Below are 22,616 nucleotides of genomic sequence, written 5' to 3' on the forward strand. Positions count from 1 at the left end.
TTATTAGAAAATCCTGTCATAATATCATGATTTATCTTAAAAATATTAAAATAGGATATCCTTCAGAAATGTTCCAAGGAAGTTGAGTTTAAGAGCTATGATAAATTGCTGCTGTGATTGTCAATTCGTTAGAATATACTCCCATTTTTTAAGAATGTTTTAAACCCATGATGTTTATTAAGCCTTAAAACAAAATAAATGATAATAATCGCACCTATTATTTCTGGAATATAAGTATGTTGATCGGTGATTAAGCGATGGTATTCTGGGGAAAGCCAATTCAAGGATCCTTTAGCTGCTGTATGAGCAGGTTTCTTAAATGCTCCACTTAATAAGGGCCAGAATAGTATTTTGGGAAACATCCACATTTGATCCAATATATCATGTAATATGGTGCCTCCAGCTAACACTAGCCAACCAATCTTTTTATATCTATATAATCGGTATAGGCCCATACTAATTAAGAGCAATATAAAGGCTAAGGTATGAGCAAAAACGCGGCCACTCTCAAACCTACTTTGAAAAAGAATCCTCCCAATGGGTTTATCAATGAGATCTGGTAGTAATGAACCAATAACCACAAGTCTGTAATCTATTCTCTTTTCATTTGTGCTTTTCTGAATTGCCCTTGCTGTTAGAGTGGTTAAGCCAGCATGACCAAAGATAAACATATAAATAGACCTTTCTTACTTACTGACTAGATTCAGTAGGAACGTCATAAGTTCTTCGGCAAGATCACCCCGATGCAAAGCGTATTCGATCGTTGCTTCCACAAAACCTAATTTGTCCCCAACATCATACCCTCTGCCTTCGAATTCATAAGCATGAATATCTTGATATAGCCCAAGTTCCTTAATCGCATCTGAATCTCTCCACCTTTGTCAGTGGGAAGAGAACTCGAAATATCAAAAACTTCCGAATTTAGAATATATGATATTATTGCTTTACGAATTTTACGGATCACAGTTTTCTCCCATTAACATCAACCAAAGAATTTCTAGAATTTCTTTGCTTATTACGAATAATTCATCTTTCTTTAGTCAAAACGTTAAGCCTTGCTACTTTATTGATAACAACTATTTTTTACGTAGTTACCAGTTAAGTAAGCACTTAAGAGGTTTAAGTGTCCCCTTGACAGGACTCAACAGGGTGCATATCAACGCCCCCGGCATAATTCCGGAGGAAACCAGAGAAATTATAATCAACATTAAGAAGTCAGGGTTTATTCTACCCCTTAACAACAAACCTTCAGAATCTGTGCCTTCCCGTGGAGCTTCAGGAGAATGGAATCTGCTGGGACAAAAATACAGTCTCCCTTAAAGAAATTGATAGATTCCCCATCTTCCATAAACAGAACACCGCACCCGTTTATACATAGTAATACTTGGAAAGAGTTACTGTTTGTTCGGAACCTAACCATCTGTCTCGACCGCTCTGTATTGATCAGCAGGCGCTCCACCTGAAAATATTTGCATCGGCACAAAAACTCTGAAGCACAACCATTAGCGTATTTCAGCACACGCACGGGTTGCCTAGGCTCTGAACTTCTCTTCAGATTTGCCACGTCAAGCGCCTTATCGATATGCAGTTCTCTAGCTCTCCCATTTTTATCAACACGATCATAATCATACAGACGATATGTGAGATTAGAGCTTTCTTGAACTTCCGCAATCAAGGCACCTGCGCCAATCGCATGAACTGTGCCGGCCTCTATATAAAAAACATCGTCTTTTTCTATTCTTACTTTCTGCAGATACTTCTCTATGGTTCCCTGCTGCAAGCTCTTCTGCAGGGTTTCTTTGTCCATATCATGATAAAAGCCATAAATCAGGCTGGCATCTCGAGACGCATCCAGCACATACCACATCTCCGTTTTACCCAGAGAACCATTTTCGTACTCTTTCGCATAAGCATCATCAGGATGCACCTGGATGGATAAATCCTTTTTGGCATCGATGAACTTAATCAGAATAGGCAATTCCCCTTCTGTCCTTGGATGGGTTCCCAGGTAATCTGGATGTTCCTTAAGCACCTCAGATAAAAGTCGTCCAGCATGCTCTCCGCAAGCCACAGTGCTTGGGCCGTCCGGATGGGTGGAGCACTCCCATGTCTCAGCTAAGGGCATAAGATCGATCCCTTTGGAAAAATCATCATTTAAGCGGTTTCCACCCCAGAGATAGCTTTTTCCTGCTGGTTTCAATAGAAATGGTTTAGTCTTCGAGCTCGAATTTTTGTTTATCATGCACACTGATCTCCTTACCTAGCTGCACCTCAACAACCTTAAGCTCCGTATCGGCAATGATGGTGTGACGGCAGCCTGCCTGCATAGTCACCACATCTCCAGCAGTCACCGGTTGCACCATACCGTCCACGATGGTTCTTCCTTCACCGGAAATAATTGTCCATACCTCATCTCGGGTCTCATGGCTATGGTAGTTCATGCGGTGTCCAGGATTCAACGTCACCTTAATGCTCATGCTTTTGTCTTCAATATCTAGCACACGGAAGCTTCCCCATGACTTCTCCGCAAACATGACCTGCTGGTCAAGCTGGTCCACATAAGGCTTAATATAACTGGACTGCTCCTTGTCTGAAACCAGGATCCCCTCCGGACTTGCCGAAACAACTACATCTTTTAGTCCCATGCAGAGCACCGGTACATCCAGTTCATTGATTACATGGACATTCTCACAGGTGTCGTTCAGCATAGCTTCCCCGACACTGGATTCCTCCATCGCTTCGGTCAGTGTATTCCATGTCCCCAAATCCTTCCACTGCCCAACAAAGCGCATGACCTGAATCTGTTTCTCTTTTTCTACTACCGCATAATCAAAGCTGATCTTCGGCAGAGAATCATACTTCGCAAACAAATCCTCATAGTCGGTAAAGTCAATCAACTCATGGGCTTTTTGAAGTACATATTTCAGTTTGTAGGCGAACACACCACCATTCCACAGTGCACCCTGACGGATATATGTCTCTGCTGTTCTTAAATCCGGCTTTTCCTTAAATGTATCCACCCTGCTGACATTCCTCTTGTCCGTCGGAATGATATAGCCATATTTTTCACTTGGATAGGTAGGCTCGATTCCCATCAGCACCAGATTGGCATTTCCATCATCAGCAAGCCTATCCAATTCCTGCAAAGCCTCAAAGTATTCATCCTCTACATAAGGGTCTACAGGGCACACCACTACGGATTCCTCTTCAGAGACTCCTTTTACATCATGGAGATAAGCCGTTGCCAGGGCAATAGCAGGAAACGTATCCCTTCTGCAAGGCTCCACACATACCCCAACATCATTCCCAAGCTGATTATGTATAGCGGATACCTGAGCTTTAGATGTGGCGATGGTAACATTAGCCTCCGTATCGACAGAACAAATCTGGCGATACACACGCTGTACCATAGATTCGTATTCTCCATCTTTTGTCTTAAAAATCTTCATAAACTGCTTGGAGCGGATGTCATTGGAAAGCGGCCACAAACGCTTCCCCGACCCGCCTGATAATAAAATGATATTCATAGCCAATTCCTTTCTGCATACTTAGCATACACAGAGTGTCGCTTCAAACTTTTTTAAGACGTGAGCGGCATTGCCTTTATCTTTCAGCTCTCAGTGGATTGTTCAGAAAATCATCATAGGATAAACAGATACCTTCCTCCAATTCGGTCGTGTAGTGCCAACCAAGTGAAGCGCTCTTGGAAACATCCAGCAGCTTGCGAGGCGTTCCATTTGGCTTGCTGAGGTCCCAGCAAATTTCACCTGTATAGCCTATCACCTTGGCAACAAGCTCGGTCAATTCCTTAATTGTCAGTTCTTTGCCGCTTCCCGCGTTTACCGTCTCATTACCACTGTAATAGTTCATAAGGAACACGCAAAGGTTGGCCAGATCATCCACATACAAGAATTCACGCAGCGGACTACCATCGCCCCAGCAGGTCACAAGAGGTAGGTTTTGTTCCTTTGCCTCATGAAAACGACGGATCAGTGCAGGTAGAACATGGCTGTTTGTCGGATGGTAATTGTCGTTTGGCCCGTACAGGTTTGTCGGCATCACTGAAATATAGTCCGTACCATACTGGCGATTTAGAAACTCACAATATTTTAATCCAGAAATCTTCGCCAGCGCATAGGCTTCGTTGGTTTTTTCCAGCTCACTGGTCAGCAGGCAGTTCTCCTTCATCGGCTGAGGAGCCATGCAAGGATAGATACATGAGGAACCCAGAAATTCCAGTTTCTTGCAGTTGTTCTGCCAGGCCGCGTGAATCACATTCATTTCCATCATCATGTTGTCATACATAAAGTCTGCCAGAGCGCTCTGATTTGCCATAATACCGCCGACTTTAGCCGCCGCCAAAAAAACGTATTCTGGCTTTTCCTCGGCAAAGAACTTCTCCACCGCATCCTGACGGGACAAATCCAGCTCCTTATGAGTACGAGTAATGATAGTGGTATAGCCCTGACGCTCCAGCTCACGCACAATTGCCGAGCCAACCATCCCGCGATGACCGGCTACATATATTTTGGCATCCTTCTCCATCATAATGATTGCCTCTCTTCCTTTACCGGCTCTGCTCTGTTGCCTTTAATGCTGCTTCTCGCCTGGCAAGGGCTCGGTCATGCTCTGCCATGAGGCGTACCAACTCCTCATAACTGGTCTTCTGTGGATTCCAGCCGAGAACGGTCCTTGCCTTGGTCGGATCGCCCCAAAGGTTGTCCACATCGGTCGGGCGAAACCAGGCCGGATTCACACACACCAGCATTTTACCGGTTACAGCATCGTAGCCCTTCTCATTTAGGCCAGTGCCTTCCCAGTGGATTCCAATGCCGTTGGCCCTGAAGGCCTTCTCCGTAAAGTCCCTTACCGTATGTTGCTCACCGGTAGCAATCACAAAATCTTCCGGCGTATCATGCTGCAACATCATCCACATACACTCGACATAGTCTTTGGCATAGCCCCAATCCCGTAGGGATTCGAGATTGCCAAGCTCCAGATGGTCCTGTAACCCTTCGGCGATTCTTCCTGCTGCCAGGGTGATCTTTCGGGTCACAAAGGTCTCTCCTCGCCGCTCGGATTCGTGGTTGAACAAAATTCCATTGACCGCGAACATGCCATAGGCTTCCCGATACTCCTTGGTAATCCAAAATCCATACTGTTTGGCTACCGCATAAGGGCTGTAAGGGTGAAACGGAGTTGTTTCTTTCTGAGGTAATTCCTCCACTTTTCCGTAAAGCTCAGAGGTAGAAGCTTGATAAATTTTCGTTTTCTTCGTCAGTCCAAGGATTCGCACCGCTTCTATAGTACGCAAAACGCCTAAAGCATCTACATCCCCAGAATATTCAGGCACGTCGAAAGACACCTGAACATGGGACTGTGCTGCCAAATTATAGATTTCATCCGGCTGAACAAGCCCAATAATACGGATCAAGGAAGAAGAATCCGAAAGGTCTCCATCATGCAAAGTAATTGCGTTCTTTGCAATCAGATGATCTATTCTTGCTGTGTTGGAAATAGATGCACGACGGATAATACCGTGAACCTCATATCCCTTCTCAAGGAGGAACTCTGCCAGGTATGAACCATCCTGACCCGTAATGCCGGTTATCAATGCTTTCTTTGTCATCGTAAGTCTCCTCTACTTTCTCACAAATCATCTAAATTCTTATACTCAAACACAAGTCTCCTTCAAACACAAAAACGCATCATTTCCAGAAGACGCAGTCAATTTTCGCCAAGGATTATATAAGGTATTGTAATCGAAATAAATCCACTTTTTTAGTAACGATATTGCTATCAAGTAGCACAATATTGACCTTTGTGTTATTCTGGATTCATTGGAAGAAGAAAGAAAGGAGAAAATCCATGGTTTCATCGCTTTTTTACGGTAATCTTATAACCTCTAATCGTATTCTTTACACCCCATCTTCCTTTGCCAAAACAAGTCTTATCTATCTTCAGGAAACCGGATCTTTGCAAGCACAACAACCTCACACCAGCAAACGTGAGAATCTGTCTTCATACCTCTTTTTTTTGATACTTTCTGGCTCCGGAACACTGGAATACGATGGAACAACTCATTGCTTAAAAGTCGGTGATTGCGTGTTTTTGGATTGTAAAAAACCTTATTCTCACCGAACTTCCGATGATTTGTGGAAACTGAATTGGGTGCACTTTAACGGACCAAACATGAGCAACATCTATGCCAAATACACCGAACGTGGTGGACGTCCCTGCTTTCATCCAGAGGAAATCACTCCATATGAAGAGCTACTGCAGGAATTATATGAGATTGCATCATCGGATGATTATATCAGGGACATGTTGATTTTTTCGAAAATTTCTTCTCTGCTCACACTGATTATGAAAGAGAGCTGGCATCCGGAAAATACCAGACGTAACTCTCCAATGAAGCATAATATACAAAGCGTTAAGAGTTACCTTGACGTACACTACATGAAAAAAGTAAATCTGGACAATCTTGCTAATACGTTTTTTATTAACAAATATTATTTGACACGAATTTTTAAAGAGCAATTTGGCATGTCGATCAACAGGTATCTCCTACAAATAAGAATCACCCATGCTAAACAGCTTCTTCGTTTTACGGACGATACCATTGAAACGATTGCTGCCGAATGTGGCATGGGTGATTCAAATTATTTTGCAAGGATGTTTAAAAAAGTTGAAGGTATTGCACCTAGTGAATTTAGAGAAACATGGTAACTCAAGTTTTATTCACAATTTAGAAAGTCCAAAATATTTCTAAATTTATAGAAATATTTTGCATATAACCGTTAATTCTACCATATTAATCCCCAAAATCTTAGTTTAAAAATGTATCAGATAATTTGGGGATAATCTTGCTTTGTCAAGTTGCTTTTTACACTAATTCCCACCTTATTTTGGTCATGTTTACTACTTAAGTATATTTTGTTAAAATGTCGCCCACTGAAGGAGTTCGACAAATTCCGAAATGTTCAATCCCTACTGAGCGGGAGCCGCGAGGCAAGCAGACATTCAATTTTAGATATAACATACTCCAGGCAGATCAATAATGTTATGGCAGTCAAGAACAACCTTATCTGTCAGCTTTGCCATATTCTCCTTAATCTCGTTATGCTTAACCATAACGACAACCATGTTAACGTCACCCAGAAAGCTATCCAAATCATGGTACTGGTTCTTAACAACATCCTTCTTGATAAACGGATCGTAAACCTTCAGCCCCGTTGCCAGATGACGCTCCTGGCTTTCCAAAAGTTGCAGAGTCGGAGACTCACGCATATCATCAACATTTTCCTTATATGTTAGACCATACAAACCAACACGGCTAATGTCAGTCAGGCCCTTTTCCTTCATAATCTCGTAAATACGATTCAAAACGAAATCAGGCATACCATCGTTTGTCTTCATTGACTCATCTATAACCTTTGCCAGAGACGGATAGTCGCCAACCAGGAACCAAGGGTCAACAGAGATACAGTGACCACCAACGCCAGGACCCGGTTGCAGAATGTTCACGCGAGGATGCATATTGCAGATACGGATAATTTCATAAACATCCATATTATCATGGCGGCAAATCTTTGCCAGCTCATTTGCAAATGCGATATTAACAGCACGAAAGGTATTCTCAACAACCTTGGTCATCTCAGCAGTACGGATATCAGTAAGTACAATCTCGCCCTGGCAGAAGGAAGCATATAGAGTCTTGACCTTTTCGCCAATCTCATGATTATCTGCACCAATGGTACGATTGTTGTGAAGCAGCTCATAAACCATGTTGCCAGGTATGATGCGTTCCGGTGCGTGAACCAAATTGATATCCTCGCCGATGTGGAAGCCGTTATCTTCAATCACAGGTCGAACATACTTGTCAATAATACCCGGAGAAATAGTGGACTCGATAACCACAGTTGCACCCTTCGGACAAACTTCCATAACATTCTCAACTGCCGCAACAACGTGGCAAGCATCAACCTTCTTGCTGAATTTATCATACGGGGTAGGAACAGAAACAATATATGTATCCGTCACCTGATATTCAGTACTAAATTTGATACCAGCTTCTAAAGCAGCATCAAACAGATCATCCAGACCATTTTCTTCAAATGTAGTTTGACCTGCATTCAGGGTTGCAACAATCTCCTTATTATAATCAGTACCGACAACTTCCACTCCGTGAGATGCCATCATCAATGCCGTAGGAAGACCGATGTAGCCAAGACCAATAACATTAACCATTTTTTATTTCCCCCAATTCCAAATTCTCGAAATTCATTTTAATACGCTAATAATGTGCAGACACTCAAATATTCTCTTCCAGTTTAAAGCAAGCATAATCAATATAAATGTACAATAGATTAACATTAGAACAATTATCGAAGAACTAATTACAGAATACAAAAACATTTTTAATGTGTAGCATATACCCCCAATAGCCAGAAGTTCTACCACTATTAGACTGACTTCTTTCAAGTTAAACAGCTTTACAATATTGGTATTTATCTCCCTTGCTCCGAGTACTACAAGCGCAAGCGTCAAGCACAGCGTGAAAGCCAATGTCGTAATTGCAGGTCCAATCATGCCAAACATTTTAAATGATATAACATTGAACACCAAGTGGGCTCCAAGAGATATTAAGGAACAATACATCAGAATCTTTGTTTTTCCTTTTGCTGCGAGAACAAGTGATGTATTAGCAAAGCGGGTCATATCCACAAACCGATAAATAATAAATACAGACAATCCTGGCAAATACTTTTTATCATAAAAGAAAAGCATCAATTCCTTAGCTACCACAATTGCTCCAGCAACTAGTGGCCATGTTGTGATGTATCCAACTCGCAAATATGATTTAAATGTAATTTGTGCTTCCTCATATTTTTCACTCCGAATTTGACGCGTAATAATAGGTATCATTACTGTCAAGAAAGAGGCTGTTAACAAATCAAAAGGTAACCCCTTTGCCGCATTCGTATATATAGCCAACGTCTCTGTGTTTGTAAAGTAACTGATAACATACTTGTCGATATCACGTGATAATGCATTGGTAAGCACATATATGGCCATTGGAATACTAAATTTTAAGATTGCGGGAACAAGACTCTTTCTAAAATCAAATATTCTGATTTGAAATCGTAATTTCGATAAAGAACCCATAAAATAAGCAACTTGGATTATATCGAGGACGAGCAGTAAAACAAATATTGTTTTTATATCATTTGTGACAAAGCACGCCAATACCACAATTAATAGCCTTGCTAATGAGATAATAAAGTTTCTTACCGCTATCAATTTTGCTTTACCAATGGATACAAATAAAACCTGTAGCATTGGCAGGAGGTTTTCAAGCAGTGGCATCCAGGCTGCAAAATAAATAACCTGTTTCAGTTGATCATTATCAAAAAATTCAATGATTGGAGCACTAAGAAACATTACTATTATCGCTGCTGTTGTTCCGATAATATATTGCAAACCAAAAACTGTTGCGATATTCTTCTGTTTCTGAGTCTCGTCATCTGCTGCGTTGTAAAAAAAGTTCGTTGCATCTGTGAGGCCAAGAACAGAAATAGATGTTATCGTAGAAACGATTAGCATGGCCTGCGAATAAGTACCATATTCCTGTAACGTAAATTGCGAAGATAAAAGCTTTGTAAGTAATAGCCCTAGTACAGCTGTCACAACTTTTACAAACGTCAATATTAAAGAATCTGCGGCTGCTCCTTGCAGTTCCAGTTTTAATTTTTTTAATGCCATATTATAACCTCGCGCAAGATGCTATTACAGGCATCCTATTTTAATTTCTTAACAAATTAGCTGGATTACCAGCGACTATGGTATACGGCGCTACATCTTTTGTGACAACAGAATGGCAACTACACTGGACACTAGTGACTGCGTTAACCTTGGCGGGAAAAACAATAATAAGGAATATTAGCTAGGCTACATAAGAACCAGGTATTGTGCGTTTTACGTGTCTACTTAATCGGGGTAGGTTCAGTTCTTTTAAAACAATTTCTTCTTAAATAGAGGTTTCGGAAAACTTTTAGCTTCTAACATTTTAAAATTTTTGTACAAATCATCTTGTAACTCCCTTTGTTTCGATAAAACTGCAACAGTAGAAAAAATAATTGAATTCCAGAAAAATCTTTGATTTTGAGCTCCAATTAATGCCCCCGGAATTATTCCGCTGATAATCAACATTAATGCGACTATGTTTCTTTGCTTGAAAGCCTTTGCAAATATCCAAATCAAAATACTAAAAAATACAGATGTTCCAACTAGTCCAACGTCTACTAACATAGTAAAAAAGGTTCCATGACATTCATAAGTTCCCCAACCACAGCCAAATAGGAAACCTTCATTCCACCACATATTTAATCCCGTACTCCATCGCTCTAGTCTTCCTGTCCCATCTATGAATTTCAAAGGACCCAGTCCTAGTATTCTATCTAAAACATCAGTCGGAACATAAAGACTTGCTATAATACCAATTAGAGCAAGGACAATAATCAAAACAAAAAGTTTTCTTACAATATCAATTGGTTTCTGCCTTTCTTCTCCAAGAAATATAACCAATACAATTTGCGCAATCAAAATAACCAGTCCTGATCGAGAACCAGACATAAAAATTCCGTATGCATTGATAAGTAAAGTTAAGCCACTAAGTATTTGTAATTTCTTCTTAACAAACAAGTTATACAGGCTCAATCCTGTTCCTATGCCATAAAGTGCGTCTAGCCCATTTGGGTCCATATATACACCAAGCAAATACAAAGTGTTTCTGGTACCCCAATCAAATGATTGTGAGAAAAACAATCCAAAAATTCCAAGCGATAAACTTATAACTAAAAAACAAGTCATAAGACTATCGAAGACATCTGTAGTAAATCTTATACCAGTAATGATAAACATAAATGCTACCATCGCAGTAATAGTCAAGAAATATTGTTCCCATCCATTATTAGAGGCCCACAAAATGCTCACTAAATATAACCAATACCAAATTATTACTGCAGTCTGTGCATAATTTCTTACTAATTTAAAATTTGTCATTATCAAAAGGATCATTGCTAATGCTATAATATAATATTTTGTATACGCACCAAATGCACCATTGATGTATGCTTCATAGACACTCAATATTAAATAACCGACTATAAGGATGTAACCAACTAGGAAACCGCAGTATTTCTCATTAAAATTATATTTAATATCTTTTCCCATTGTTCTTCCCCTTAAATTTGCACTCTTATTTCCTCAAGGAAATTTTTAGCGTTATTTCGCGCATTAAAATATGTATTCCAAAATATTCTCGCATTTCTACGATATTCTTGTCTTTGTTCCGTGGAAAATTTCGCATATTCCTCAATAAGTTCAGTTAACTGGTGTGGTTTAAAGTCTTTCGATAAAAGGAAACCTGTATTCTCTGTGATAATTTCCCTGCTCCCACCCACATCCGTAGCAATTGCAGGAATACCATAACTCATACATTCCATTAGAGATACCGGTAATCCTTCAGCCTCACTTACATTTATAAAGAGATCAACTGGATTTTCAACATAATATTCTTGAACTTTCTTGTTCGGGAGTGTACCCTTGAAACTATAATTTACTTTTTTCTTCTTCGATAGTTTTGCTTCAGCAAGTGCCTTTAATTCTTCTAAATCTGGCCCACCGCCAATATGAATCCATTCAATTCTTCCTCCATTCCAGAACGATAGCGCATCTACAATCAAATGAACTCTCTTTATCGGTATTACTCCAGAACAGGATGCGATGCGCAATGTATCATCTACGGATTCCTGTGATTCCTTATCTGGATAAGCTTTCTCACTTCCTAAATAGCGAACAATAGTGGAGTAGTCCTTAATTTGCGGATATATTGTACAAATATAATCAAAATATTGTTGTCTCATCACATATGAAATAAATACAATTCGGTCGCATCCCTCATGCTTTACCTGATTATATCCATAAGCCATGAGCGCATTTTTGTTCACATCAATCTCAAATGAGTGCGCATATGAAATACTTCTAAAATCAGGATACATTTTTTTTAGTTTCGCAGTTGCATATGCCTCATTAGAGAACCAAGTGGCTAATATCACAGTTTCTTTTGGCGTTATCTTCGAAGCAACAATCAATTCACACACTTGTTTTTTCAAAACTTCACTGCATACAGAATACCTGATAAGTTGTTCCAAAAGCGCTCTCTTGCTGACATTTTGCGTTCTTGCAATTTTGATCTGATTTTGAGAATCGGTATTTAGCATATTAACCGGAGATTTTAAAAGTGCCCATCTCCACTTGCTGCGCGGCACCTGATATACTTCCAATTTAGTCGCTCTACACGCATTCCTGTTATCATTATAGAGTTCCGGTGTTATATATATAATTTTTTCATAGACATCATTTGCAAAGTGAATTACACTCTGCATAAATGGAGGTATTTCTCTTTGGTAATTTAAAATTACCAATGTATTTCTCAACTTTTACTCATCTCCTTGTAAAGCTGTGAAAGTTTATCAGCTTCTGTTTCCAAATCAAATCCGGTATTAGAAATCGTCCGCACCATTTCATCTCGATTTATATAATGCTTATGTTCACATCTTATGATTCGTTCGGCCCATTTTTTCACTGCACCATCGCCTATGTCTATAAAACACACATCTTTACCTATTTTAACTTCATCTGTCACGTTGCTAGAAACAATACAAGGTAATCCGTTAGCTCTTGCCTCTACAATACTAAGCCCGAATCCTTCGAAATGCGATGGAAGTAAAAAACAATCTGCAGCATTTAACAAATCTGGCACATCTCTTCGATCGCCTAAAAAAACAACACATTCATCAAGATTTAAATTACTGCATTTTCCTTCAAGTTCACTTCTAATGCCCCCATCACCGACTATAATCAGTTTTATATTTTCTCTTGAATTATTTTTTAGATACCACATTATATCCAATAGAAAAGACTGATTTTTATTATCCGATAAAGTAGCCACACACATGCATATAAATTCATCGTCAATCTTTAGCTCTTGCCGGACTCGGCGACGTCTTGCCACATCAAATGCGTACTTCTTGCTATCAACAGAGTTGTGTAAAATAAAGCTGTGTATATCAGATAATACTAATTCCCTTCCATATAGCCAAGAATATGCCGCTTTCCCACAAGCCCAAAGATCCGTTGATGCAGCAATAAGCATTCTACGATCAAGGCCCTTTAATATTTCCTTTACCGCTGTACTCTTCGGTCTACTTGAGTGACTATGCGAAATTCGCACATTAACTCCTGCAATTTTTGCTATCCATAACGGAAGTGTGTTCTGGTAATTTTGATGTATATGTATAATCTTATATTCTGGATACATTTTGAGCAATCGGAATAAATTCCCAGAAAAACCAATGGGATGTTTCGTCATTTCGGGAAGATAGTATATTTTGCTTCCATTTAAAAGGCACTTATTTTCTATATCCGGGTTGCCTTTACCCTGAACAATATAATCAAAGATTACATCATATTCTTTAATCTTTTTCGCATAATTCAATACGACTTGTTGCACACCACCTGAGACTAGCGTAGTCAATAAATGAAGCACTCTAATTTGTTCTGCCATGTCAATTACCTTCTTTTGCTTCAAAATTAACAACCGTTTTCTCTATAATTTCAAGATATCGATCTGAAATATCTGCATAGTCATATGTTACTTTAACGAACTCAACGCCTTTCTTTGACATGGCATGATACTCAGCTTTATCCATATTTACTACTTTACAGATTTTATTTTTGAAATCATCTATCTGTCCAGCATTAAACACCAACGCATTTCCATGACTTGCCCTGTCATAATTTATGCAGTTATTTTCAAATACTACTGGGAGCCCACAAGCCTGTACATCATAGAAGCTTAAGCTGCATTGCTTAGGAAATACTGCTAAATCGGCTGCCTGATAAAACATAGCTAAGTCTGAGTATTTCTGCGTTGGAAATCGAAGGATTTTATTTTCACTCGCTTGGAATGCTGACTCAACCTTTTCACCATATTCACCAGCGGTCTTCCCTATAATTAGGAAGAAAACTTCTTTATCCACAGGCAACTTTTTTGCGACGGCCTCAGCCAAAAGCATGCCGCCCTTATTTTCATCTAATTTACCCGCATATAAAATAATGAAAGCATCATCACTTATATTATTTTCTCGTCTGAACCTCGCTCTAACATTATTATCCGGATGAAAAAGAATTGTATCAGAGCCAACAGAAATAAACGGTGCTTGGGAAAGCGGTATTCCCAAACACTTTTCCACATAATTATCGTCTTGGATTCGAATAACTGGAATTTGTTCTTTAATGAGAATTGGAGTAACAAACTTCCGATAATACCACCTAAAATATTTACTAAATTTATTTTTAGACGCAATTTCCAACATATGAGTATCCAACACTATGGGACAATGGAATGTTTTCCACTTCATTGTACATATTAAACTAGAAAGTTTATCATTATCATGTAAAAACAAAGCATCTGGTTGCTCCTGTTTAATTCTTTTTATTAATTCTTTTGTGAAAATAGCGCGTCCACTCATATATGCCAAAATCGGCAGACGAATAATTTTTACCCCATAATGCTCAGTATATTCTTTGTCCTTCGCTGAAATATTGTCTCTTCCAAAAAAGCTTATCAAATTTCGAGGCACTTTATCCATTTCAGAAGTGATTATTACGACTTCATTTCCAGCCTTAACCATATATTTGGAAATTATATTTATTTGATATCCTGCTTCAGGATGAAAAAAGTCTTCGACTTGAACAATCTTCATTTGCTATCCTCCATTAAATGTATAAGTTTGTCATTTTACCTCATACATGTCCGCATAATGCAAAGACTTTTCTTTAAAATTATTTTGAATTGTAGTAAACAAATTCTCTAGTTCATCCCATAACTCAAATTTTTCAAGCTCCCAACTATGCCCCCAAATCATCAATACATTATCGTTCTTCTTGCTTGCTTTCTCAATAATTTTATTTACCAGTTGGAAATAATCATTAGTCGGATGAGTCAATAAAAAAATGAGCTCACTATAGCTTCTATTTCTCCATGCATTTCCAAAAAGAGATTTAAAACCTCTAGGATAAAAATGAATCGCTGGCTTTAATACTCCTCCAGAATAATTAAAGTTCATTGTATCTGCTGTTCGTACAGTTTTATAATACCGATAAACTATCTTTAATATTTCCTCATTATACTTGCCTCCAGGCAAGCAAAAATCGCACACCTCATGTCCTAAGATATTCTCCAGATACTCTTGATTTGCCTTAACCTCTTCATCTACATCCTCAATAGGAATGCTTGTTAAATATGTATGGTTTTCTGTGTGTCCACCAAATGAAACATACTGGGACTCTGCATTCCTCATCATTTCTGGCGTTATTACAGTTCTACCTTCTCTATTTCTAGTAGGCACGAAAAACATACCAGGAATTTCATACTTTTCATGTAATTCAAATAGTCTTTTATCTTCTGGTGCACCATCGTCCCAGCTAAATGCTAATTTCATTGCTTGCTCCTCTATCGCTAAATCACTAAGTGGCTTTTAAATGTATTCAAGAACTTTCTTGTACTCTCCCACAGGAATTGCTATTGATTTTCCATCATGGAGCGTTTCCTTTGCGCCACCAACCTCATAAGTTATTACTCTCGTTCCACACGCTTGTGCCTCAAGATTAACAGTAGGATATGTATCTTCTCTAGTCGGATTAAAAAATATATTCGCCGTTGAGTATATTTCCGCAAGTTCCTGAGCATTATTAGTTTGTTTTATTCCAATAATATTAAAAGGCAATTCTTTTATCTGTTTATCACTAACTCCTACCATTACAATTACAGTACAATCATCTAGTAAACCGGACAATTCAATAAAATCTCCAATTCCTTTTCTTTCACTCCATCGACTAGCAACACCTAAAATAATCTTTTTATTTTGAATATGATATTTTTCTCTAAATAAGCTCTCTGTAGGTTTGAAAACAGTTTTATCTATAGTATTATAGTGTACTTTAACAGGATACTCCTTAAGAAAACTATCCCTTGTCAAATCTGCTAACCACTTAGACGGTGTGAAAAGTGTCAAATTCTTAACACCGCAAAAAGCTTCTTTTTTCCTTAAATAATTTGATTCAGAATTATCAAAGAATCGACTTGCTGGATATCTAGTCTTTTGAGGGCAGTCTTTACACAGTGTTTTCCATTTGTGACAGTTTGTAATTAAGAAATGAGTACAATGTCCAGTAAAAGACCAACAGTCGTGTAAAGTCCATTTAACCTGCATTTTCGATTTACGTTTAATCCACTCAAAAAGTATCTCTATATTTATAAAATATCCGTGTATATTATGTAACCACACTATGTCCGGATTATAATGATCAGCCCACTGGATAAACTTTTTAGTTGCAATTTTTGAGCCAAAACCATGCTGATCAAAAATAAGCGTTTTTACCGCATGGAGATAAACATCTCTATTTGCACCAATACGAATAGCGTACTTTTTGCATTTATCTGGCACGAAAGCTTTTCTTCCATAAGCTATCTTAACTTCATTTCCGTTATTCTCATAAGTCTCCGCAATTCCAGCGCAAATTTTTCCTGTACTTCCAGTGCCGCAGACTTCATTAATTAACAACAATCTCATATTTATTCCTCATATAAGTTCATAAAGAATCTGTAATTAATATTGAATATTTCTCATCCATTCAATTAGATTATTCTTTTCTTTTGCTAGATTCTCCAAATCAATCTTAACCGGATGATCATTAATACCTTCAGCTCCAACTCTAGTTAACAAAGCACTTCTACCTGTCTTTGCAAACAAATATGCAGCATTGCCATACGCCAATGTCAATGCACAAGCATGAACGCGGTCTGACAAAGTAAGTTTAGATTCCGCGTAAATATTCGCATAGGTATGTGGAATATCTGCACAGAACGAATTTACATATCTAAATGCTTTGCGAATAAACATCGGACAAAATCTGTGATCTGGACGAATGACTGTATAATCACCAATTTTCGCTGGTCTTTTACCCCTAGGCAGAGGACTAGACGCATATATCAATGCATCCGTAAATCTATCTGTTCTTAATCCAACACTTGCTAAACCTTTAAATTTCATTCCGTAATGATGGTCTTCAAAATTGAATTCAACATCAACTTTCTTATTTGACTCATCTACATAAATATATGGTTCATCAATTTTATCAAAGTTAACAGCCATCACTGGACCTAAATCTGTCTTCACAGGCTTGTAATAGTCTGGAACAAAAAAGGCAAAACAAATCCCATCATAAATCTTCGGAACAAAATCTTTGAAGGTTTCATACATATCTCTGTCGCGAGTGGTAATAACATATGGTGGGTTCTCGTTAAAATACTTTTTAATCTCAGTGATATCATCATAATTATGTTTCATCATGCCAGAGCTAAGAATCATATAACGAATTCCACGTTTTTTTAAAGTATCAAGTGTACTTTTCCAAATTGGCAAAAAGTTACGTGAAATGACAGGTCCCAGCATAACAACATAGTCAACATCAAGATGTGCCCAATAATCAATCGCCCACGGCATTTTGCCTTTCGATTTCTTCCATCCAGGGACATAAGCAGATTGATCAAAAATCATACTCACATTATCATTTCCGAATACTTGCTTTAGGACATAATCAGCTCCTAGATTAAAGAAAATCCAATTTCCCAATCATTAGTAGACCAATATCCGCCTATATATGCCACTTTCTTATCTATCATTGTCATATTTTCTCCTTATCCAAGAATATACTTTGCCATCTCCAATGCAACTCGGTGAAACCAGTAGAACCGACTCATTCCATATTTTCTGTAGATACCGTAAGTGATTCCGATTCTCTTCTTAACCTCAGTAAAGCTTTTCTGTGTACTCATGCCGCCGAAAGTGAAGTTACTGATCACTTCGTTAATCGTAATTACTTTCTTGCCAGCTCTATATGCACCTGTTATATAATCGAAATCGTCATACATGGTTTCTAATGGATATGGAAATTCAAGCAAGATTTCTCTGCGAGAAAACATTCCTGGATGGCACCAGCCAGAAGTCGTCCACAGCTTACCTATCTTGGCATGTTTAATCATGTCACCCGAAGGCTTCTTGATACGAATACTGCCCCAGGCAACATCATAATGTTTTTTCTCATAGAGCTTGACCATCTTTTGGACGGCATCTGGCTCATACCAGTCATCTGTGTTGATCTGCCCAACCAACTCACCATGCGCTAGTCTTGCTCCTTTATTCAGACCGTCGTACATACCTTTATCCGGTTCAGAGATTACCGTCAGAGATCTGCCAACTCTTTCATCAAACGCGGACTGGTATGATTTTGCCACCTCGACAGTCTTATCTTTGGAAACTCCATCCACTATAATGTATTCAATATATTCATAAGTCTGATTCAGAACAGACTCTATCGTTCTTGCAAGTGTCGCTTCACTATTAAAAGCGACACTTATAATCGTAACTAATCTCATCGTTTCAGGCTCCCATGACAATGGAGGCCTCAGCTCCTAGAACTGAACAAAGGCCACCACTTTCTTTTATATATAATTTTTTAGAATTAATCTTAACTTTTTTGGCCCCCGTCGATTCGGGCGAATATAATTCTTAAATCTTCCAAAACACTAGGATAAAATACATAAAGCCCATCAGCAACTTATCATATGGCGTCGTGTTATACTTACCATAAACCTGCGCATAACCAGTTGAAGACGAAAACTGAACTCATACATCTATTCTTAATACTGTGCTGCAATTTCAGGTCTCTCCGGTCTCGGCCCAACGACACTCATGCTCTTGCCTAGGATATAAGAATCTTGGAAAGCTCATCAACTCGAATTTTTGGAACCTTTCTACCGGAGTGATTCGAAAAACGTCTACCAAACTCGCTATCAAGTTTTCGCGACAGCCTTCATATTATTCTCCACCCCAGCAGCCTTATCTCTCTGAAACACTACCCGCGCCGTTAACAATAGTATCTTTAAGTCCATTAAAATGGAATAATTCCTTATATACATCAAATCAAACCTTAGCTTATCCTCTGCGGAGGTCGTATACTTACCCATCACCTGTGCCAATCCAGTAATTCCAGGCTTAACTTCCATCCGATATCTATAATATGGTATTGTATCTGAAAACTGGCTAACAAAAAACTCTCTCTCCGGCCTCGGACCCACAAGGCTCATGTCACCTTGAAGTACGTTTATAAATTGCGGTATTTCATCCAACCGCGTTGCTCGTAAAAATGAACCAAATTTTGTTATTCTTGGATCTCTATCTATTGCTAGTACCGGTCCAGTTAACTTCTCAGCATTATTAACCATAGACCTAAACTTAAAAACTTCAAACGATTTTCCATTCTCCCCCAGTCTTTCTTGCTTAAACAAAGCCGATCCAGGGGAAGTAATATGAATTATTAGCGCGATAAATATCATGACAGGACTCAAAATTCCCAGGAAAATTAACGAACATATAATATCAAAAGTTCTCTTCAATAGCTTCTGGCCCGGCTTAATTCCAGGAGGTTTCAATGCAAACATTAAAGTATCATCAACATAACAAGTATCCGAACTGTTTAATAGAACTGCCGTGATATCCGGGACCATAAATATTTCCTTATGTTCTTTTATGCAAATATCAATTACTCGTCCTTTTCTCAGTAAAGTCGAGTTAATTGCTACTATATCATGGTCCTTTTGTTTAATTCTCGATTCAATTTTCTTTATGTCATCCGTATAAACGACCATAGTTATTTCAAATCTACCCTTAGCGTGACAAGAAAATTTATTGGCCACCATCATTGCTTCTTGTGCATCTTTTCCAATAACTATAACTCTTTTGGTTGAGCTAAATCTCTTATGAAAATACCACAAAAAAAGACGATATAGAGCTAAGAGTGCAGCTTCAAGTACCGGGGCTAGAATTGATACCGAGCGAGGCATAGCAAATGCCTGGGTAAGATAAAGTAAACCCATGGCCAATAAATTCGTTATGATCAGAGCTAGAATTAACGAATAAATGACATTATTTAAATCTCGGTGCAGCCATCCATTGTACAAATCAAAGACATAGAATACCAATACAGCCGCTAAACATATCCAAGGTGCTACATGAAGATAAGCACTAAAGTTCTTTCCTGGAATTTGTTGACCTGATTTTAATATAAAGATTGCTATATACGATAAATTAATAATGAATAAATCCAAAAAAACTAATCCCAGCTTGCCTATAGTCAATTTCCCCTCGCTCAACTACCAACCCACCTTTGAAGATTTCCTGAAATCTTAAGCGTAACTCTTTTCCGCCGAGTCATATAATAAAGAGTAATATCTTAAGGTTAGCTCTAATCCCTTATACAGACTAAACTCAGGTTTCCAACCCAGTTGATTAAGTGCTTTTTCATTACTTAAGTAACTATCCTTGATATCCCCATGGCGTTCCGGCAGATAGACAGGCTTGATAACGCTTTGGTTTATTTCATTAAGTATTTCTGATAGTTCATTGACGGAAGTCTGGGAAGACGTACTAATATTAAAAATCTCTCGATCTCCTTTGCTCAGAGCAATTATATTGGCTTTTGCAATATCTTCGACATATATAAAATCCCGGGTTTGCTTACCGTCACCGTAAATAACAAGCGGCTTCCCTAACAATAAATTATTGGTAAAGATCGCCACAACTCCACCCTCTCCCAGAGGATCTTGTCGCGGGCCATAGGCGTTCGAATATCTAAGTACGGTGTAATTTAACCCGTATAACTCGGCATACATTTCCATGTAATGTTCGGGAGTGTGCTTTGATATTCCGTAGGGCGAGAGTGGGTTAACACTATATCTCTCATCAATTGGAAGATATTCCGGGTCGCCATATACAGCAGCCGATGATGCGTAGATAATCTTTTTCACACCAAACTCTCGGCAGCATTCTAATAAATTCAATGTCCCTAAAATATTATTTCTTGCATCATTTGATGGATTACTCACTGAATTTTGAACGCTGATTTGAGCCGCATGGTGGATTACATAATCTGGTTCCTCAGTCCTAAAAATAATCTTCAGTCTTTCAATATCAGTAATATCACATCCATAAAACACCGCAGCTTTATTGATGTTTTCTATCTTGCCAGTAGAAAGATTATCAATCACGACGACGTAGTACTTTTCATCAATTAGCTTGTCTACAATATTTGAGCCAATAAAGCCAGCCCCACCGGTAACCAACACTTTCGTCATTGCTTCTCCCCCATCTTGTATAGTGCTTTTCTATTTCATCTCGATGATCTAACACCGAGATGATAATAGGAGCAAATCTCCTTTTCAAACCACTAATTATGCCAACGATCTTATGATGCTCATAACAAGAACCGCAGACCTAACCGTATGAGTCTACGGTCCTAGGACAAACGTACTTCCTTGTATTTACAATTAATTCGGCATATGCCTGCAATATCCTTTAAAAATAATAACAATTAATCTTCAAAATAGTTACATTTTTACTCTAAAATTCTGCGCAAATAGATAAAATAAAAGAAATTACTCATTTAAATTGAGTAATTTCTTTTATTTTATTTCACAATTCATTACATAGTAGTTTAATAACAACTATTTCGACATTATATTTTAAAAAATCTACTAATTCCTCGTTTTTTCTTCTTTATATCAACATTTTTTAACACATATTCTTCATTAACCCTTATTTCCTTTCCTTCTAAGATGCATTGCGGGTTTCGAACAGTAACCTCTTCGAATTTTTCCTCACCTATAATTTGTCGAAGACTTTGAAGAGTCTCTGCATCCGATTCGCTGTGGGATACACGATGAGCATCGGAGCCGATAAAGTGAATCAAACCGCTGCTGAGCATCCTTTCCGTGAGCTTCTTAACCTGTGGGCCGTATCTCCCGCTTAAACTCCTAAAGTCAATCTGAAAGAGAATCCCCCGCTTTGCCCATTCTATGAGCCGTTCCGGTTCAGCGATTATTTCTCGATATCTCTCCGGATGGGCAAGGACCGGTGTCAGCCCTTCAACGTTCAGATCAAAAAAAACCTGGTCCGTATAACGGGGTATTTCCATCAGCGGCAGTTCGACAAGAATATACCTTTTAGTGTTGCCTAAGGTCAGCAATTTTCCTTCGCGAACCCATTTCGCCATCTCAGGAAAAATATAGTTCTCTGCTCCCGGGAGAATTTGCACAGGGATTCCTGATTCAATAACCGCTTGGCGCACCTGCTCAACTGAAGCAAGGATTTCGTCGGGATGCAGGTAGTCAGTTCCTTCAATGACGTGCGGTGTCGTCAGGATTGTCTCAAAGCCTGCTTTCTGTAACTGACGCACAATTTCCAATGTCTCTTCCAGGCTTTTAGACCCGTCGTCTAAACCAGGGAGTATGTGACTGTGAATATCAATCATGTAAACGCTCCTTTAATCTAATAACTAAAACTCTTTTCGCAAACCGTATAATAAAAACCTCCTAATGCAGATAGTTTGGCTTCTGCATTTAGAAGGTTTTTGTCCTTTACGTTTAGTTT

General features: G+C 38.6%; 19 protein-coding genes and 1 pseudogene. 1 reads left to right on the forward strand and 19 read right to left on the reverse strand.

Annotated elements, in window-relative coordinates; all coding sequences use genetic code 11:
• Positions 1-128: 128 nt before the first annotated feature.
• The 6 genes and pseudogenes from DEAC_RS10500 to gmd form a co-directional block, all read right to left on the reverse strand.
• Positions 129-671, reverse strand: coding sequence for a metal-dependent hydrolase (locus DEAC_RS10500; protein WP_047809996.1), 543 nt, complete (start codon positions 669-671; stop codon positions 129-131).
• Between the two features lie 15 nt (positions 672-686).
• A pseudogene (locus DEAC_RS24165) lies at positions 687-931 on the reverse strand (UTP--glucose-1-phosphate uridylyltransferase); the annotation flags it as partial.
• 303 nt (positions 932-1,234) lie between these two features.
• A complete protein-coding gene (gene manA, locus DEAC_RS10510; protein ID WP_047809998.1) occupies positions 1,235-2,242 on the reverse strand; it encodes a mannose-6-phosphate isomerase, class I in 1,008 nt (335 codons plus the stop codon).
• Positions 2,211-3,527 carry a sugar phosphate nucleotidyltransferase gene (locus DEAC_RS10515; protein ID WP_047809999.1) on the reverse strand — a complete coding sequence of 439 codons (1,317 nt, stop codon included), beginning with the start codon at positions 3,525-3,527 and terminating at the stop codon, positions 2,211-2,213. The genes manA and DEAC_RS10515 overlap by 32 nt, the downstream gene beginning before the upstream one ends.
• Positions 3,528-3,603: 76 nt before the next feature.
• On the reverse strand, positions 3,604-4,548 hold the full coding sequence (locus tag DEAC_RS10520) for a GDP-L-fucose synthase family protein (RefSeq protein ID WP_047810000.1): 945 nt from the start codon (positions 4,546-4,548) through the stop codon (positions 3,604-3,606).
• Between the two features lie 19 nt (positions 4,549-4,567).
• Positions 4,568-5,629 (reverse strand): GDP-mannose 4,6-dehydratase, encoded by a 1,062-nt coding sequence (gene gmd, locus DEAC_RS10525; RefSeq protein ID WP_047810001.1) that lies wholly within the window; start codon positions 5,627-5,629, stop codon positions 4,568-4,570.
• Between the two features lie 239 nt (positions 5,630-5,868).
• On the opposite strand from gmd, the gene DEAC_RS10530 reads away from it, so the two are divergent.
• A complete protein-coding gene (locus DEAC_RS10530; protein ID WP_047810002.1) occupies positions 5,869-6,729 on the forward strand; it encodes an AraC family transcriptional regulator in 861 nt (286 codons plus the stop codon).
• Between the two features lie 300 nt (positions 6,730-7,029).
• Here the strand turns inward: DEAC_RS10530 and DEAC_RS10535 are convergent, their stop codons facing one another.
• The 13 genes from DEAC_RS10535 to DEAC_RS10595 form a co-directional block, all read right to left on the reverse strand.
• On the reverse strand, positions 7,030-8,250 hold the full coding sequence (locus DEAC_RS10535; RefSeq protein WP_047810003.1) for a nucleotide sugar dehydrogenase: 1,221 nt from the start codon (positions 8,248-8,250) through the stop codon (positions 7,030-7,032).
• A gap of 33 nt (positions 8,251-8,283) precedes the next feature.
• Positions 8,284-9,765 (reverse strand): oligosaccharide flippase family protein, encoded by a 1,482-nt coding sequence (locus tag DEAC_RS10540; RefSeq protein ID WP_047810004.1) that lies wholly within the window; start codon positions 9,763-9,765, stop codon positions 8,284-8,286.
• A gap of 249 nt (positions 9,766-10,014) precedes the next feature.
• Positions 10,015-11,235: an O-antigen ligase family protein gene (locus DEAC_RS10545; protein WP_047810005.1), complete on the reverse strand. Its 1,221-nt coding sequence runs from the start codon at positions 11,233-11,235 to the stop codon at positions 10,015-10,017.
• An 11-nt stretch (positions 11,236-11,246) separates the two neighbouring features.
• Positions 11,247-12,500, reverse strand: coding sequence for a glycosyltransferase (locus DEAC_RS22200; protein WP_053006374.1), 1,254 nt, complete (start codon positions 12,498-12,500; stop codon positions 11,247-11,249).
• Positions 12,497-13,630 carry a glycosyltransferase gene (locus DEAC_RS10555; RefSeq protein ID WP_047810006.1) on the reverse strand — a complete coding sequence of 378 codons (1,134 nt, stop codon included), beginning with the start codon at positions 13,628-13,630 and terminating at the stop codon, positions 12,497-12,499. The genes DEAC_RS22200 and DEAC_RS10555 overlap by 4 nt, the downstream gene beginning before the upstream one ends.
• Position 13,631: 1 nt before the next feature.
• Positions 13,632-14,831, reverse strand: coding sequence for a glycosyltransferase family 4 protein (locus tag DEAC_RS10560; RefSeq protein ID WP_047810007.1), 1,200 nt, complete (start codon positions 14,829-14,831; stop codon positions 13,632-13,634).
• A gap of 30 nt (positions 14,832-14,861) precedes the next feature.
• On the reverse strand, positions 14,862-15,569 hold the full coding sequence (locus DEAC_RS10565; protein ID WP_047810008.1) for a polysaccharide deacetylase family protein: 708 nt from the start codon (positions 15,567-15,569) through the stop codon (positions 14,862-14,864).
• Positions 15,570-15,605: 36 nt separating this feature from the next.
• Positions 15,606-16,700 carry a glycosyltransferase gene (locus DEAC_RS10570; RefSeq protein ID WP_047810009.1) on the reverse strand — a complete coding sequence of 365 codons (1,095 nt, stop codon included), beginning with the start codon at positions 16,698-16,700 and terminating at the stop codon, positions 15,606-15,608.
• Between the two features lie 36 nt (positions 16,701-16,736).
• A complete protein-coding gene (locus DEAC_RS10575) occupies positions 16,737-17,762 on the reverse strand; it encodes a polysaccharide pyruvyl transferase family protein (RefSeq protein ID WP_047810010.1) in 1,026 nt (341 codons plus the stop codon).
• Between the two features lie 65 nt (positions 17,763-17,827).
• Positions 17,828-18,565, reverse strand: coding sequence for a glycosyltransferase (locus tag DEAC_RS10580; protein ID WP_047810011.1), 738 nt, complete (start codon positions 18,563-18,565; stop codon positions 17,828-17,830).
• A 417-nt stretch (positions 18,566-18,982) separates the two neighbouring features.
• Complete coding sequence (locus tag DEAC_RS10585; protein WP_047810012.1) at positions 18,983-20,341, reverse strand: sugar transferase; 1,359 nt, start codon at positions 20,339-20,341, stop codon at positions 18,983-18,985.
• A gap of 33 nt (positions 20,342-20,374) precedes the next feature.
• A complete protein-coding gene (locus DEAC_RS10590) occupies positions 20,375-21,322 on the reverse strand; it encodes an SDR family oxidoreductase (protein WP_047810013.1) in 948 nt (315 codons plus the stop codon).
• Positions 21,323-21,702: 380 nt separating this feature from the next.
• On the reverse strand, positions 21,703-22,497 hold the full coding sequence (locus DEAC_RS10595) for a tyrosine-protein phosphatase (protein ID WP_047810014.1): 795 nt from the start codon (positions 22,495-22,497) through the stop codon (positions 21,703-21,705).
• Positions 22,498-22,616: the final 119 nt, after the last annotated feature.

Source organism: Desulfosporosinus acididurans (assembly GCF_001029285.1).
In the GTDB taxonomy this organism is placed as follows: Bacteria; Bacillota; Desulfitobacteriia; order Desulfitobacteriales; family Desulfitobacteriaceae; genus Desulfosporosinus; species Desulfosporosinus acididurans.

Coding starts and splice junctions, on each gene's coding strand:
- DEAC_RS10500 (WP_047809996.1), bottom strand. CDS start 671: ATGTTTATCTTTGGTCATGCTGGCTTAACCACTCTAACAGCAAGGGCA.
- manA (WP_047809998.1), bottom strand. CDS start 2,242: ATGATAAACAAAAATTCGAGCTCGAAGACTAAACCATTTCTATTGAAA.
- DEAC_RS10515 (WP_047809999.1), bottom strand. CDS start 3,527: ATGAATATCATTTTATTATCAGGCGGGTCGGGGAAGCGTTTGTGGCCG.
- DEAC_RS10520 (WP_047810000.1), bottom strand. CDS start 4,548: ATGATGGAGAAGGATGCCAAAATATATGTAGCCGGTCATCGCGGGATG.
- gmd (WP_047810001.1), bottom strand. CDS start 5,629: ATGACAAAGAAAGCATTGATAACCGGCATTACGGGTCAGGATGGTTCA.
- DEAC_RS10530 (WP_047810002.1), top strand. CDS start 5,869: ATGGTTTCATCGCTTTTTTACGGTAATCTTATAACCTCTAATCGTATT.
- DEAC_RS10535 (WP_047810003.1), bottom strand. CDS start 8,250: ATGGTTAATGTTATTGGTCTTGGCTACATCGGTCTTCCTACGGCATTG.
- DEAC_RS10540 (WP_047810004.1), bottom strand. CDS start 9,765: ATGGCATTAAAAAAATTAAAACTGGAACTGCAAGGAGCAGCCGCAGAT.
- DEAC_RS10545 (WP_047810005.1), bottom strand. CDS start 11,235: ATGGGAAAAGATATTAAATATAATTTTAATGAGAAATACTGCGGTTTC.
- DEAC_RS10555 (WP_047810006.1), bottom strand. CDS start 13,630: ATGGCAGAACAAATTAGAGTGCTTCATTTATTGACTACGCTAGTCTCA.
- DEAC_RS10560 (WP_047810007.1), bottom strand. CDS start 14,831: ATGAAGATTGTTCAAGTCGAAGACTTTTTTCATCCTGAAGCAGGATAT.
- DEAC_RS10565 (WP_047810008.1), bottom strand. CDS start 15,569: ATGAAATTAGCATTTAGCTGGGACGATGGTGCACCAGAAGATAAAAGA.
- DEAC_RS10570 (WP_047810009.1), bottom strand. CDS start 16,700: ATGAGATTGTTGTTAATTAATGAAGTCTGCGGCACTGGAAGTACAGGA.
- DEAC_RS10580 (WP_047810011.1), bottom strand. CDS start 18,565: ATGAGATTAGTTACGATTATAAGTGTCGCTTTTAATAGTGAAGCGACA.
- DEAC_RS10590 (WP_047810013.1), bottom strand. CDS start 21,322: ATGACGAAAGTGTTGGTTACCGGTGGGGCTGGCTTTATTGGCTCAAAT.
- DEAC_RS10595 (WP_047810014.1), bottom strand. CDS start 22,497: ATGATTGATATTCACAGTCACATACTCCCTGGTTTAGACGACGGGTCT.